The 13,359-nt window shown below is 68.3% G+C and carries 14 protein-coding genes; 9 read left to right on the top strand and 5 right to left on the bottom strand.

Going from position 1 to position 13,359, the window contains the following annotated elements:
* Positions 1–137: 137 nt before the first annotated feature.
* Positions 138–377 (bottom strand): mycoredoxin, encoded by a 240-nt coding sequence (locus tag OG474_RS06260; RefSeq protein WP_391547608.1) that lies wholly within the window; start codon positions 375–377, stop codon positions 138–140.
* An 89-nt stretch (positions 378–466) separates the two neighbouring features.
* Between OG474_RS06260 and OG474_RS06255 the strand changes: the two genes are divergently transcribed.
* On the top strand, positions 467–2,623 hold the full coding sequence (locus tag OG474_RS06255; RefSeq protein WP_405061242.1) for an ATP-dependent DNA helicase UvrD2: 2,157 nt from the start codon (positions 467–469) through the stop codon (positions 2,621–2,623).
* A gap of 17 nt (positions 2,624–2,640) precedes the next feature.
* Here OG474_RS06255 and OG474_RS06250 read toward each other — a convergent pair whose 3' ends face one another.
* Complete coding sequence (locus OG474_RS06250; RefSeq protein WP_405061241.1) at positions 2,641–3,504, bottom strand: AraC family transcriptional regulator N-terminal domain-containing protein; 864 nt, start codon at positions 3,502–3,504, stop codon at positions 2,641–2,643.
* Between the two features lie 89 nt (positions 3,505–3,593).
* On the opposite strand from OG474_RS06250, the gene OG474_RS06245 reads away from it, so the two are divergent.
* From OG474_RS06245 to OG474_RS06225, 5 genes are all read left to right on the top strand, one after another.
* A complete protein-coding gene (locus OG474_RS06245; protein ID WP_405061240.1) occupies positions 3,594–3,923 on the top strand; it encodes a putative quinol monooxygenase in 330 nt (109 codons plus the stop codon).
* Between the two features lie 12 nt (positions 3,924–3,935).
* Positions 3,936–4,868, top strand: coding sequence for an alpha/beta hydrolase (locus OG474_RS06240; protein ID WP_405061239.1), 933 nt, complete (start codon positions 3,936–3,938; stop codon positions 4,866–4,868).
* A 360-nt stretch (positions 4,869–5,228) separates the two neighbouring features.
* Positions 5,229–5,423, top strand: coding sequence for a hypothetical protein (locus tag OG474_RS06235; protein ID WP_405061238.1), 195 nt, complete (start codon positions 5,229–5,231; stop codon positions 5,421–5,423).
* A 168-nt stretch (positions 5,424–5,591) separates the two neighbouring features.
* A complete protein-coding gene (locus OG474_RS06230; protein ID WP_405061237.1) occupies positions 5,592–5,879 on the top strand; it encodes a WhiB family transcriptional regulator in 288 nt (95 codons plus the stop codon).
* Positions 5,880–5,915: 36 nt separating this feature from the next.
* Positions 5,916–6,134 (top strand): hypothetical protein, encoded by a 219-nt coding sequence (locus tag OG474_RS06225; RefSeq protein ID WP_405061236.1) that lies wholly within the window; start codon positions 5,916–5,918, stop codon positions 6,132–6,134.
* Between the two features lie 128 nt (positions 6,135–6,262).
* On the opposite strand, the gene OG474_RS06220 is transcribed toward OG474_RS06225, so the two are convergent.
* Positions 6,263–6,799, bottom strand: a complete 537-nt coding sequence (locus tag OG474_RS06220; RefSeq protein ID WP_405061235.1) for an NUDIX hydrolase — start codon at positions 6,797–6,799, stop codon at positions 6,263–6,265.
* A gap of 18 nt (positions 6,800–6,817) precedes the next feature.
* Between OG474_RS06220 and OG474_RS06215 the strand changes: the two genes are divergently transcribed.
* Positions 6,818–6,985, top strand: a complete 168-nt coding sequence (locus OG474_RS06215; protein WP_405061234.1) for a hypothetical protein — start codon at positions 6,818–6,820, stop codon at positions 6,983–6,985.
* On the opposite strand, the gene OG474_RS06210 is transcribed toward OG474_RS06215, so the two are convergent.
* Both OG474_RS06210 and OG474_RS06205 read right to left on the bottom strand, forming a co-directional pair.
* Positions 6,976–8,292 (bottom strand): ABC1 kinase family protein, encoded by a 1,317-nt coding sequence (locus tag OG474_RS06210; protein WP_405061233.1) that lies wholly within the window; start codon positions 8,290–8,292, stop codon positions 6,976–6,978. The two genes, OG474_RS06215 and OG474_RS06210, sit on opposite strands and share 10 nt — an antisense overlap.
* Before the next feature lie 131 nt (positions 8,293–8,423).
* Positions 8,424–8,582 carry a DUF5679 domain-containing protein gene (locus OG474_RS06205; protein WP_012922897.1) on the bottom strand — a complete coding sequence of 53 codons (159 nt, stop codon included), beginning with the start codon at positions 8,580–8,582 and terminating at the stop codon, positions 8,424–8,426.
* A 521-nt stretch (positions 8,583–9,103) separates the two neighbouring features.
* Between OG474_RS06205 and OG474_RS06200 the strand changes: the two genes are divergently transcribed.
* Positions 9,104–9,640 carry a YgjP-like metallopeptidase domain-containing protein gene (locus OG474_RS06200; protein ID WP_405061232.1) on the top strand — a complete coding sequence of 179 codons (537 nt, stop codon included), beginning with the start codon at positions 9,104–9,106 and terminating at the stop codon, positions 9,638–9,640.
* A gap of 227 nt (positions 9,641–9,867) precedes the next feature.
* Positions 9,868–12,051 carry an MMPL family transporter gene (locus OG474_RS06195; RefSeq protein ID WP_405061231.1) on the top strand — a complete coding sequence of 728 codons (2,184 nt, stop codon included), beginning with the start codon at positions 9,868–9,870 and terminating at the stop codon, positions 12,049–12,051.
* The last annotated feature ends 1,308 nt before the right edge of the window (positions 12,052–13,359 follow it).

Genomic DNA, 13,359 nt, shown 5'->3' with positions numbered 1-13,359 from the left:
GCGGCGTGGTTCCCTCGAAGGTAAAACGGCCATGACCGTAAGTCCATGGCTCGAGAACATCCGGCCCGCAGGGGCCGACAACAGACCGCGGCGCCTACCCCAAAGGGCAGGCGCCGCGGGTGCGGGCTACGGCCAGGTCAGACGATGAGCTTCTCCGCGACCTGGGCCACCGACGGGTTGGTCAGCGCGGTGCCGTCGGCGAAGACCACCGTCGGGACCGTCTGGTTCCCCTTGTTGATCTTCTCGACCAACTTCGCGGCCTCCGGGACCTGCTCGATGTCGACCTCGGTGAACTCGATCCCGGCCCGCTTCAGCTGGCCCTTGAGGCGATGGCAGTAGCCACACCAGGGTGTCGAGTACATCGTCACTGCCGCCATCGGCCGTCTCCTTCTAGATCTGTCCGGAGAGCCGTCTAGGGTGGCTCTCGAACTGTCCCAACCACGCCGTAGGCGGTGCTGTTCCCGACATGACCCAGTCCGTGAGTGACCTCACACGCTCCGGCCCGCCTGTCCGGGGCGGCGGGGCGGGGAAAGTATTAAACGCAGACGACCTGCTGGCGGCGCTCGATCCGGAGCAGCGCGCGGTCGCGTCCACCCTGCACGGGCCGGTCGTGGTGCTGGCCGGGGCGGGGACCGGGAAGACGCGGGCGGTCACCCACCGGATCGCGTACGGAGTGCGGACGGGGACGTTCGACCCGGTCCGGGTGCTCGCGGTGACCTTCACCCAGCGGGCGGCCGGCGAGATGCGGGGCCGGCTCGCGCAGCTCGGGGTCGAGGGTGTGCAGGCGCGGACGTTCCACTCCGCGGCGCTGCGCCAGGCCCGCTGGTTCTGGCCCAAGGTGTACGGCGGTGAGCTGCCTCCGATCGCGGACCGGAAGTTCCCGCTGCTGACCGAGGCCGCCTCGCGCTGCCGGATCCGGGTCGACACCCCGGCCCTGCGCGACCTGGCCGGTGAGGTCGAGTGGGCCAAGGTCAGCAACGTGCGGCCCGACGACTACGCGCGGCTGGCGCCGAAGTCCGGCCGGGCGCTGGCTGCCTTCGACCCGGCCACGATCGGCAAGATCTTCGCGTCGTACGAGGATGTGAAGCTGGAGCGCGGGCGGATCGACCTGGAGGACGTGCTGCTCTGCGCGGTCGCCCTGCTCGCCGAGGACGAGCGGGTCGCGGCCGAGATCCGCCGGCAGTACCGGACCTTCGTGGTCGACGAGTATCAGGACGTCAGCCCGCTGCAGCAGAGCCTGCTCGACCTGTGGCTCGGTGGCCGCGAGGACGTCTGCGTGGTCGGCGACCCGGCCCAGACCATCTACTCGTGGGCCGGCGCCGAGCCGGAGAACCTCGTTCGCTTCGCCTCGCGGCATCCGAACGCGACGGTGATCAAGCTGGTCCGCGACTATCGGTCCACCCCGCAGATCGTCGACGTGGCGAACAAGATCCTCGACGCGGCCGGTCCGGCCGGGCTGCCCGGGCGGGTGACCCTGCGGTCCCAGCTCGAGCCTGGTCCGGCGCCGGTCTACCGCGAGTACTCCGACGAGGTGGCCGAGGCGGATGCGGTCGCGCGGGCGGTGACGCGGCTGAAGGACGAGGGCGTGCAGCTGCGGGACATCGCCGTACTGTTCCGGACCAACGCCCAGTCGGAGAACTTCGAGCAGGCGCTCGCGGAGCGGAAGATCCCGACCGTGCTGAAGGGTGCGGAGCGGTTCTTCGAGCGACCGGAGATTCGGAAGGCAGCCGTGCTGCTGCGTGGTCAGGCCAAGGCCGGTGACCTGTCCGACGACCTGCTCGAGACGGTGACCGGCGTGCTGGGCGGAGCTGGGTGGACGCCCGAGGCGCCAAGTGGAGTGGGCGCGGTTCGGGATCGCTGGGAGTCACTGAGCGCGCTGGTCACGATGGCGTCCGACTTCGCCGCGGCGAATCCGGAGGCCGGGCTGAACGAGCTGATGGGCGAGCTGGACCGGCGAGCTGCCATCCAGCACGCGCCCGTCGCCGAGGGCGTCACGCTGGCGACCTTGCATGCCGCCAAGGGCCTGGAGTGGGAGTGCGTCTTCATCGTCGGCGCCCACGAGGGGACGCTGCCGATCACCTACGCCCAGACGCCGAAGCAGATCGAGGAAGAGCGCCGGCTGTTCTACGTCGGGGTGACGCGGGCCAAGCAGCAGCTGTTCGTCAGCTGGTCGACCTCGCGGTCGCCCGGTGGCCGGGGGACCCGTGGTCCGACCCGGTTCCTGGATGCGATCGGCGTGCGGACGGCTCGGCAGCCCGCCTGGGAGCCGACGACCGACCGGGCCGAGCGTGCTGAGCGGGCCGCCCGGGCCGGACGCCCGATCCCGAAGTGCCGGGTCTGCGGCCGCGGTCTGATCGACCCGGGCGCGCGCAAGCTCGGTCGCTGCGAGACCTGCCCGTCCAACATCGACCAGGACCTGTACGACGCGCTGTTCGCCTGGCGCACGGAGCAGGCCGAGTCCGAGAAGATGCCGGCCTTCGTCATCCTCACCGACGCGACCCTGACCGCGATCGCCGAGACCCGTCCCTCCGACGAGCTGGCCCTCCGCAAGATCCCCGGCATCGGCCACACCAAACTCACCAAGTACGGCGAGCAGATCCTGGTCATCTGCACCCGCACCTAGTGTCCTGACTCAGGACACTAGGCCAGTACGGCGTCCTGGCTGGGCGGAACGCCGTACTGGCGCCGGTACTCGCGGCTGAACTGGGAGGCGCTGTCGTAGCCGACGCGATGGGCGACGGTCGCGATGTCGCGCGGATGTGATGCGAGCAGCAGCCGCGCCTCCTGCAGGCGGACCTGCTTCTGGAACTGGATCGGGCTCAGCGCCGTGACGGTCTGGAAGTGCCGGTAGAAACCGGACGGGCTCATCCCGCTGAGCTTGGCCAGGTCCTCGACCCGGAACTGCTCGGAGTAGTTGTCTCGGATCCACCGCGCGGCCCGGGTGATGTGGTTCATGCTGCTGTCGGCCAGGCCGAGCTGCCGGACAGCCGGTCCCTGGTCGCCAGTGATGAGGTGCCAGTGGATCTCGCGCTTGAGCATCGGCGCCAGCACCGCCTGGTCCCGGGGTCGCTCGATCAGGCGGACGATCCGGATCAGGCTGTCCAGCAGTTCGTCAGTGAGCTTGCCGACGGCGATACCCGGCACCGGTCCGGTCTGCGGGCGGGGGAGATCGCCCGGACCGGCGTGCAGGAGCAGCTCGGCGATCAGCGCCGGGTCGAGAACGAGCGCCATCCCGAGCGCCGGCTCCTGGATGGTCGCGTCGACGAAGTGGCCGCTGACCGGCAGATCGACCGAAGCCACCAGATAGTCGCCCGGTCGGTACAGATGCACGCGTTCGCCGACCGTGAGCCGTTTGGCGCCCTCGACCAGCACGGCCAGCACCACTCCGGACATCGACGGGGACGGCGGTCCCGAGCGCTCGATCTTCGCGATGTGCAGACCGTCGATCGCGGTCGTCTCGTCCGGCCGGACATGGCGGCGGAGCAGTGCCCGGAGCTCATCCATGCATCGATTCCACCTCAGTTTGGAGGATCGTGCAAGGAATGTGCAGATTCTCCCTAGGGATGTCGAGGTTTCGACGATCGAATAAGAGCATGACATCAATCGCGAACTACGGCTTCACCTCCACCGTCACGGCCAGGCCCGGACTGGGCGACGAGCTCGTCAAGGTGCTGCTGGGTGCCCTCGAGGAGGGCTACCCCGCCTCGACCGAGTACTGCGTGACCTTCCTGATCTCGCAGTCGGCGGCGAACCCCGATCTGATCCACGTCGCCGAGGGCTGGACCTCCGAAGAGGACCATCACCGGGTCTTCGCCGGACCCGCGGCCCAGGCGATCGTTGCCCGGACGCAGGCGCTGGCCGCGGACGCGACGCCGTACACCGACTTCGTCCCGCGCGGCGGCAAAGCCGACCTCACGCACTGAAAGGTGACTCCGATGCTCGATCCCGAACTGCAAGAACTCCTCAGTGCCTTCCCGCTTGTCACCGAGGTCACGGCGGAGATGCTCCCGATCATGCGGGAGCAGTCGGCGATGCCGGTCGAGCCGCTGCTGGCCGGCCGCGCGATCTCCCGGCGTGAGGTGACGGCTACCGCGTCCGACGGGACCGAGATCCCGCTGACTGTCCTCAGTCCGGCGGATCCGGTGCCTGGCGCCGCGTGCGTCTACTGGCTGCACGGCGGCGGGATGATCCTCGGCGACCGCTTCTCCCAGCTCGACATTCCGCTGGAGTGGGTGGAGAGCCTCGGGGTTGTCGTGGTCACCGCCGACTACCGCCTCGCGCCCGAGGTGAGCGGCACGACTCCGGTTGACGATGCCTACCAGGGGCTGCTCTGGGTCGCCGAGCACGCCGCCGAGCTCGGCATCGATTCCGGCCGGCTCGTCGTGGCCGGAATCTCCGCCGGGGGTGGCCTCGCGGCCGGCGTGACACTGATGGCCCGCGACCTCGGCGGGCCCGCGATCGCCGCCCAGTTGCTGATCTGCCCGATGCTCGACCATCGCAACGACACGGCCTCGAGCCTCCAGTACGCCGGTCAGCCCGGCATCTGGACGCATGAGACCAATCGGTTCGCGTGGAACGCCGTACTGGGGGATCTGCCCGCTGAACTCGTCCCGGCGTACGTGTCCCCGGCGTTGGCCGCGGACCTTACTGGTCTACCGACGACGTACGTCGATGCCGGGAGTGCCGAGGTGTTCCGGGACGAGGACGTCGCCTACGCGAGCCGGATCTGGGCGGCCGGCGGCCAGGCCGAACTGCGCGTGTGGGCTGGTGGATTCCACGGATTCGACGCGGTCTTCCCGACGGCGGCGCTCGCCGTCGCGGCGCGGTCGGCCCGGACCCGCTGGCTGGGCGGGGTCCTCGGCAGCTGATTGCCTGTTCGTGCAATCTGCCGGAATTGTGTTGCCACGCTGGTCCGCCGGGGCGCATGGTTGAGCTTGTATGTCGCGGTCTGCTGCTGGCAGCCGAGGCATATAGGTGACAGAGGCAACGATCTCGGAGCGTGCATTCGGCGCCCCGGAGCGTGGAGGAAGCCTGTCGCGGGAGCCGGATCCGGCCGCCGCAACGGCAACTTCCGGCCAACTTCGCGAACATGCCAATAAATAGTTTGCGGGCTCCGAGGACGACAGCGTACTGTTCTTTCTGCGGTCGAAGTCTGGCCGAAAACTTCAAACAACCATAGCGATCGAGCCAACCGCCCGCTTCGCGCAACGAGAGGAGGTGTCTGGGAAATGTCGAACATCAACAAGAAGCCGTTCAGCAACGCTGCCGCGCTGCCGTGCGCCCTGATCCCGGGCGCCTCGCCGCGCATGCACGGCCTCTCCGTTGTGCTGATGGCTGTCAGCGATGTCCAGATCACGGGCGGAGCTGTCGGTGATGTGAAGTACGGCGAGTCGGGTTCTCGAGCATGGAGTCCACCGGTCTGACAGACGAGTCAGACCCGGCACCTCCAGGCCGCGGAACCCACCAAAGGGTCCCGCGGCCCTTTTGTTTGTCCAGGAGCGTCATTGAGAAACCAAGTTTGGCGGCCAGCACCCGCTGACCGTCTCCGACGACAAAAGATCAGCACCGAAAGTCACTGGGAGGTGACCGGAATGAGCGTGAGCTTCCTCGACGTGTTCAACGAGGTGGCATCGTCGCAGGACCTGCCCTGTCGGTCCTACGCGCCAGAACTCTTCTTCGCCGAATCGCCGGCGGATGTCGAGTACGCGAAGTCGCTGTGTTCCACCTGCCCGCTCCAGGCCGAGTGCCTGGCCGGAGCGCTCGAGCGCTCCGAGCCTTGGGGTGTGTGGGGTGGCCAGCTCTTCGTCCAGGGTGTGGTGGTTGCCCGCAAGCGGCCCCGTGGACGTCCCCGCAAGAGCGACACCACGACCGCCGCCTGACAACCCGATCCAGATCCGAATCGAGACAACCAGACCATGAAGAACCAGATTTCGCACAGGAGCCTTGAAATGCATTTACTTCACGAAGATCTCGCGCGTGCTCATCAACAGTCGACGCTGCACGACGCGGAGCAGAACCGGCGCTTCCGCCTGGCTCAGAAGATCGAGCGGGCGCAGAAGACTGCCGAGCGGGCCAGCCTGCGAGCTGAGAGGGCCAGCGCACGCGCGCGCCTCGCACTCGCTCGCCTCGTCTGAAACACAACCACTGAAAGCCGGCCCGGCCGGTCCGTAGGGAGGACCGGCTCGGCAGGCAGCACCACAGCCTGACCAGCTGAACGATCGGAGGGCGGCAACCCCGGACGGGGGGCCGCCCTCCGGCACGTCTAGGCGTGGTTCAGGCGCTGCAGCAGGGCCTGCTGCAGGCCGACCAGGCTGATCCCGCTGACGATCTCGCCGTTCGCGATCATCGCCGGTACGTCGGCCAGCGGGATCCACTCGATCCGGTCCGACTCGTTGCGCTCGGTCGGCTCGCCGATCCGGGTGGCCGTGGTCGCGCGGAAGACGTGGTGGACGGCGTCCATGATCCCGGCGCCCGGCTGGGAGCGGATCAGGTCGGTGAGCGGTCCGGGGCACCAGCCGGTCTCCTCCTCGACCTCGCGGGCCGCGGCGTCGATCGGCGCCTCACCGGCCTCGACGATGCCCATCGGGAGTTCCCAGGCCCAGGTGTCGGTGAGGAAGCGGTGCCGCCACATCAGCAGCACCCGGTCCTCGGCGTCCGTGACCACCGCCGCAGCGACGTCTGCGAGCCGGACGGCGTGGTAGTCGACCCGGCGTCCGTCGGGCTGCTCCACATCGAGTCGCCGCACGCTCAGCCAGGGATTGGCCCAGACTTCTTGTTCCTCGTGGATCCGCCAGCGCACGGGGTGCACACTACTGCCATGGCTAGTGCTACCTGTGCGCTCTGCGGCCGGCAGGCCGACTCCGAAGACGTCCCGCTGACCTGGGCCACCTCGATGGAGAACGGCCGCCAACTCCTGTACTGCGAGGTCTGCGCCCGCGAGAACGTCCGCGGCATCGAGGGGAAGCTCGACTCCGTCTACTGGTGATCCGTGAAGCCTGGCAGCAGTTCCTCGAGGACCGAACGGAACGGTGCCTCCGCCTCCAGCTGGGACAGCACCGCCATGCCGCCGATCCAGACCCGGTGGATCAGTAGGTACGACGGCGGCAGGTTGAGCTTGAAGGCCAGCGTCGCGTTGGGGGAGCGGAAGTCGCTGGTCCGGTTCGCCTGCGCGCGCATCCAGGCCCGGTTGAACTGGAAGCTGTCCTCTCGGGCCGGCTCCGCGAACGGCGCCAGGTAGTCCATCAGCTGCTCGGGATCGATCTCCATCCGCGGCTTGATGAAGCCCTCGGCGACGAGCCCGTCATGGATCGCCGGCCCGTCGCCGGTCAGCGAGATCCGCAGCAACCGCCCGATCGCCGGGGGCAGTCCCTCGGGCAGGCGGGCACACAGCCCGAAGTCGACCACGCCGAGCCGTCCGTCGGCCAGCACCCGGAAGTTGCCGGGATGCGGGTCCGAGTGCAGCAGACCGGCGTACTTGGGGCCGCTGAACAGGAAGCGTGCGTACTTCAGCCCGATCTCGTCGCGCTCCTGCTTGGTGCCGTCGGCGATGAACGACGACAGCGGCCGGCCCTCGATCCACTCCGACACGATGACGGTCGGGGAGTGCTTGATGACCCGCGGTACGACGAACTCGGCGTGGTCCTTGAAGGCATCGGCGTACTGCTGCTGGGCCTGGGACTCGCGGTCGTAGTCGAGCTCCTCGCCGATCCGCTCCTGCAGCTCCGCGACCAACGGCTTCATGTCCATGCCGGGGACCAGCGTGCCGAAGGTGCGGGCGAAGCGGCCGAGCTGCTTCAGGTCGGCGCGCAGCGCCTCGGCGGCGCCCGGATACTGCAGCTTGATCGCGACCTCGCGGCCGTCCTTCAGCGTGCCCCGGTGCACCTGGCCGATCGACGCGGCGGCGGCCGGTTTGTCGTTGAACTCCGTGAACCGATCGCGCCAGCGTTTGCCGAGCTCGCGGGACAGGATCGTGTCCACGGTCGACATCGGCATCGGGGGAGCGGAGTCCTGCAGCTTGGTCAACGTCGCCCGGTACGGCGCCGCGAGCTCCTCGGGCATGGCCGCTTCCATCAGGCTCAGCATCTGCCCGAACTTCATCGCGCCGCCCTTGAGCTCACCCAGGACGGAGAACAGTTGCTCGGCGGTCCGGCGCTGGAACTCGGCGAGCACGGCCTCGGCCGGCGCACCGCCGATCCGCTTGCCCAGGCCGACCGTGGCCCGGCCCGCGGCGCCCAGCGGAAGGCTGGCGAGTTTCGCGGTCCGGCTCAGCGCTTTGCGGGGGAGGTCCGACACACCCCCATTCTGTCGGGTCGCCCAAGTCGCGGGTCCCCCGGGGCCGCTCGGGACGATTGCAGGTCGTCATCGAACGGCGTCGGGGCGGTGACGGACCGTGTCCGGCCAGTCACCGCCCCGCAGGTGGTACGTCAGGCCTTGCCGAGGATCCGGTTCAGGTTCGTACCGCACTCGGGGCACTTGGCCTTCGCCATGCGCGTGCCCTTGTCGTTGACCTTGACCTCGCCGTCGGCGGTGCGCTTGGCCTTGCACTTGACGCAGTAGAACTCGCCGCTCCAGGTCTCTGCCATGAGGGCCCTCTCCTTGGTTCTGAAATCAGCCCGGGGTTGTCACCGAGCCGGTCGTGGATGCTAACGGCAGACCTTCCTGCCGTAGGCCGTTCGGCCCAATCGGGATTCACCATACGGCCTTCTGAGCCGTGCTCAAGCCCACTTCGCCGCCGGAGCCCCGCTCAGGGCCGCCTGGGAAACCCCTTTCCGGGATTCTCGGGGATACGGAACAGGCCCCCGGGAGTCCTCCTCCGAAACCGCTCGGCTTCCCCTCCGGGCGGCTCCGGAGGAGGTCCGGGAGCCTGTTGAGGACGACGCTAGGAGATGCCCGCCGTCAGGACAAGCCCGCGTTGTCCACCCCTGTGGATAACTCTGTGAGCAAGCTGTGGGACGCGCCGTCCGATGCTGTGGACGGGTGGGGGAACAAGGTGTGAACAACCGACATCGGTGGTCCCCACAACAGGCGTCTGACCTGCGAAAACGTCTGTGCACAGGATGTGGACCGAAGAAAGTTGTCGGAATCTGCGGGTAGCTTTTGACCTATGGCCGACTCCCCGCCGCGTCCGATCCCGCCGTTCGTGGACATCCGCCGCAGCAAGCGACGCAAACGGACCGTCAGTGCCTACCGGGACGGCGAGCGGGTGATCGTGCTGATGCCGGACCGGCTCTCCGCCGTCGAGGAGGCGCGCTGGGTGGAGACCATGCTCGCGCGGCTCGACAAGCAGCGCAGCCGGTCCCGCGTGTCGGACGAAAAATTGTTGGCCAGAGCACACGAACTCGCGTGTCGCCACCTCCCCGAAGTGCCCGAACCTGCGTCCGTGAGGTGGGTTTCGAACCAAAACAGACGATGGGGATCGTGCACGCCGGCCGACCTATCGATCCGGTTGTCGACCCGTTTGCAGTCGATGCCGGCCTGGGTGGTCGACTACGTGCTGGTCCACGAGCTGGCCCATCTGATCGAGCCGTCGCACGATGCCGCCTTCTGGAAGCTGGTGCACCGCTACCCCAAGGCCGAGCGTGCCGAGGGCTATCTCGAAGGCGTCTCCGCTGCCTCGTCGCTCGACCTCGAGGACTTCTGAGCGGCGTCACCGGCGAGCTGTTTGCTGTAATCGTCCAATCACTCTCTGTAGTCAAATCCGTCTCTTCGGGTTAGCCCCAGGGGGCGAGGTGGGGTTTTCCTCAGGGTCGGTTCGGTGGCTACCTGCATATCGCCGAGGCTCCCCAGCGACCAGGCTTTAGCCCGTAGCCGGCGCCCGTCAGGTGCGCTGCGTGGGGGCGCCTGAGGGGCGCGGAGGGTGAGGACGGTATGGCCAGGGGACAGATCACGGTGCGGGCCGCGCGGTGGAGCGCGACCCACCCGTGGCGGGCGATCGCGATGTGGGTGGCGGTGGTGATCGCCTGTTTCGCGATCGGTTCGGTGACCGGCACCAAGAAGGCCGAGGGGAACGGCGACATCGGTGAGGTGAGCCGGTCCGAGCAGATCGTCAAGGACGGCAACTTCGCCGATCCGGACGTGGAGAGCGTGCTGATCACGGCACCCTCGGGAACACTCGACCAGGCCGAGGCGGCGAAGGCGGCCGGCGTGGTGGCCCAGCGGATGCGCGCCCTCGGTGGGGTCGCGGACGTCTCGCAGCCGATGCCCTCGCCGAACAAGGACGCGCTGATCGTCCGGGTGACGCTCAAGGACGGCGACGACGACACGCGGGTCAAACCGTTGCTCGACACCACGGCGCAGATCCAGCAGCAGTATCCACAGCTCCGGATCGAGGAGGTCGGCGGTCTGTCCATCGGGCAGGCGTTGCAGGAGACCCTCGGCAAGGACTTCAAGCGCGCCGAGATCTTCAGTCTGCCGGTGACACTGGCGATCCTGCTGGTCGCCTTCGGCGCCCTGATCGCCGCGTCGGTGCCGCTCGTGCTGGCGCTGTCGGCGGTGATCGCAGCGATCGGGCTCTCCGCGGCGGCCTCGCAACTGGTGCCTGCGGTCGAGGCGGCCAACAGCGTGATCCTGCTGATCGGGATGGCGGTCGGCGTCGACTACTCGTTGTTCTACCTACGCCGCGAGCGTGAGGAGCGGGCGAAGGGCCGCGGTCACGTCGACGCGGTCGAGATCGCCGCCGCGACGTCGGGGCACGCAGTCGTCGTCTCCGGTACGGCGGTGATCATCTCGATGGCCGGGTTGTTCCTGGCGCGGGACGCGGTGTTCTCGTCGTTCGCGGTCGGCTCGATCCTGGTAGTGGCGGTTGCCGTCATCGGTTCGCTCACCGTGCTGCCCGCCGTGCTGGCGAAGCTCGGCCGTTGGGTGGACAAGCCGCGGATCCCGCTGCTGTGGCGGTTGACGGCTAACAAGGCCCAGCCGCGGTTCTGGCCGACCGTGCTCAAGCCGGCGCTGAAGCACCCGGTGGCCACACTGCTCGTCGCGGTGACCGCGCTGCTCGCCGTGGCGTCGCCGGCGCTGGGGATGACGCTGAAGTTCCCCGGCACCGAGGACCTGCCGCGGACGACTCCGGTGATGAAGGCGTACGACCGGCTGACGGCCGCGTTCCCGAGCACGGGGACCAGCCATGAGGTCGCGATCAAGGCACCGGCCAACCAGGCACCCGCGGTCAAGGCCGCGCTGGCCGATCTGGTGCAGCGCACGAAGAGCGACCGGCTGTTCGCGCAGGACGGCCTGGAGGAGCCGCGAGTCTCCAAGGACGGCACGGTCACGGTGCTCGAGGTCGCCGCACCGTTCGAGGGTGGCAGTCAGCAGGCGCGTGACTCCTTGACCAAGCTGCGTCAGGAGCTGATGCCGCAGACGGTCGGCAAGGTGCCAGGGGTGGAGTATGCGGTTGGTGGTTTCGTGGCCGCCGATGTCGACTATGCCGCGCACACCAAGGCGAAACTGCCGCTGGTGATCGGGTTCGTGCTGCTGCTGACGATGATCGTGATGATGGTGACGTTCCGGTCGGTGGTGGTCGCGGTGACCGCCATCGGACTGAACCTGCTGAGCGCGGGCGCGGCGTACGGGGTGGTCACCGCGGTCTTCCAGAACACCTGGGCAGAAGGGATTCTCGCCTTCCGGTCGAACGGCGCGGTGGTGTCGTGGCTGCCACTGTTCCTCTTCGTGGTGCTGTTCGGGCTGTCGATGGACTACCACGTGTTCGTGGTCAGCCGGATCCGCGAAGCGGTCCTGCGCGGGGTGCCGACCAAACAGGCCGTTGCCGAAGGCATCACCGGTTCGGCCGGTGTGGTCACCAGTGCCGCAGCCGTGATGATCGGGGTCTTCGCAGTCTTCGCAACGCTCAGCACCCTGGACATGAAGCAGCTCGGCGTCGGCCTCGCGGTGGCGATCCTGATCGACGCGACGATCATCCGCGCGGTCGTCCTGCCGAGCATCATGATCCTGCTCGGCGACGCCAACTGGTGGGCCCCGCGCTGGCTCCGCCCCCGCGCCAAACACGCCGCTCCGCCTGCCTCGGAGCCCGAGCGCGAACTAACCCCCGTCGGCTGATCCCTGGTTGTCCAAGGGCCAGACCGCGTACAGGACGTGGGAGCTGGGACGCCTGGTCAGGTGTTCCAGCTCCCCAGCAGCTGTCCGCAGCCGATAGGACTCCACCCACCTCAAGCCATATCCCGTCCGCCCTCAGGCAAGGTGCACCTCGGTCGCCGACCGCACCATGCCGCCCAGCCACAAGCAATCCCAGCCACCCTGCGTTCAGTAAATCCGGCCGCAGCGGCGAGTGCCCGTGCCGAGTCAGCCAGCCGGCCGCATCGCAGCGCGCGGAAGCTCGCCTTTGTGGAGTGCTACTGCCACCCAGCGGCAGTAGGACTCCACAAAGATGCAACGAGGCGGCTGGTCGCGGTTAGTGCGTGTTCGCGGGGTGTTGGTGTGCCCCCGATTCGCGCCGCACCGGACAGGCCGGACACGTAGCCGGTGGTTGGTCGCCGCGGCGGCCGATCTACTGAAGCGCTAGGTGGGCGTGGTCTGTGGCTGAGGGGGATGGCGAGGCCGGTGACCGCCTGCCCGTCGCCTGAGCTTCCGGGCTTCGGTTGCGGTCCCGGAAAACGCGGGGATCTCCCCGCAAGTTGACGGTTCTCCCCTCAATATTTGAGCAGAGAAGGGCCAACTTGAACGGATATCCAGCCAAATTTCCGCACGCCAGGCAGGCGAGGCAGACGACCCCAACCGCAGTGGCCAACCACGGCGGCGAGTCAGCTGACAGGCCTCCTGATCGTCGGGAGCAACCACCGCGACGGGGCAGCTAGCAGGCCTCCTCACCGTCGGGAGCAACCACCGCGACGGGGCAGCTACCAGGCCTCCTGATCGTCGGGAGCAACCACGGCGGCGGGCCAGCTACCAGGCCTCCTGATCGTCGGGAGCAACCACAGCCCGTCAGCCACAGGCGACGGGGAACCTCGGTCACCGGCCTCGCCATCCGGCCCAGCCACAGACCCGCCCAGCCACCCGTCTCAGTCAATCCGGCCGCAGCGGCGACCAGCCACCGTGTACGCCGCCGGCCGAATCCGAGCGGCCGGACGGGACGAGCACATTCAGGAAGGCGGGGTTCCTGGCCAGCCAAAGCCCTCAGCTACAGCGACCGATCACCCGTCGCGATCCCGCTCCCCAAATCGGTCCGCCGAGAGTCTCCTCCCCCCGGAGGGCGGACCGGGGAGCATTCACCCCCCGAATCGGTCCCAAATCCTCCCCAAACCAGTTTGGGGAGGACGCCGCCCGCCAGATCGCAACAGGTTCCCAGCGGCAGCAGATCCCCGCAGAGGCGCACGAACGGCGCGGGCAGGAGATTCACGGACTTTCTAC

It is taken from the genome of Kribbella sp. NBC_01505 (assembly GCF_045040285.1).
In the GTDB taxonomy this organism is placed as follows: domain Bacteria; phylum Actinomycetota; class Actinomycetes; order Propionibacteriales; family Kribbellaceae; genus Kribbella.
The sequence above is the reverse complement of the archived record's forward strand: the minus strand, read 5'-3'. Positions and strand labels throughout refer to the sequence as shown.

What these genes read in the sequence shown, in the direction of transcription:
- OG474_RS06260 (WP_391547608.1), bottom strand. Translation starts at nt 377, where the DNA reads ATGGCGGCAGTGACGATGTACTCGACACCCTGGTGTGGCTACTGCCAT.
- OG474_RS06255 (WP_405061242.1), top strand. Translation starts at nt 467, where the DNA reads ATGACCCAGTCCGTGAGTGACCTCACACGCTCCGGCCCGCCTGTCCGG.
- OG474_RS06250 (WP_405061241.1), bottom strand. Translation starts at nt 3,504, where the DNA reads ATGGATGAGCTCCGGGCACTGCTCCGCCGCCATGTCCGGCCGGACGAG.
- OG474_RS06245 (WP_405061240.1), top strand. Translation starts at nt 3,594, where the DNA reads ATGACATCAATCGCGAACTACGGCTTCACCTCCACCGTCACGGCCAGG.
- OG474_RS06240 (WP_405061239.1), top strand. Translation starts at nt 3,936, where the DNA reads ATGCTCGATCCCGAACTGCAAGAACTCCTCAGTGCCTTCCCGCTTGTC.
- OG474_RS06235 (WP_405061238.1), top strand. Translation starts at nt 5,229, where the DNA reads ATGTCGAACATCAACAAGAAGCCGTTCAGCAACGCTGCCGCGCTGCCG.
- OG474_RS06230 (WP_405061237.1), top strand. Translation starts at nt 5,592, where the DNA reads ATGAGCGTGAGCTTCCTCGACGTGTTCAACGAGGTGGCATCGTCGCAG.
- OG474_RS06225 (WP_405061236.1), top strand. Translation starts at nt 5,916, where the DNA reads ATGAAGAACCAGATTTCGCACAGGAGCCTTGAAATGCATTTACTTCAC.
- OG474_RS06215 (WP_405061234.1), top strand. Translation starts at nt 6,818, where the DNA reads ATGGCTAGTGCTACCTGTGCGCTCTGCGGCCGGCAGGCCGACTCCGAA.
- OG474_RS06205 (WP_012922897.1), bottom strand. Translation starts at nt 8,582, where the DNA reads ATGGCAGAGACCTGGAGCGGCGAGTTCTACTGCGTCAAGTGCAAGGCC.
- OG474_RS06200 (WP_405061232.1), top strand. Translation starts at nt 9,104, where the DNA reads ATGGCCGACTCCCCGCCGCGTCCGATCCCGCCGTTCGTGGACATCCGC.
- OG474_RS06195 (WP_405061231.1), top strand. Translation starts at nt 9,868, where the DNA reads ATGGCCAGGGGACAGATCACGGTGCGGGCCGCGCGGTGGAGCGCGACC.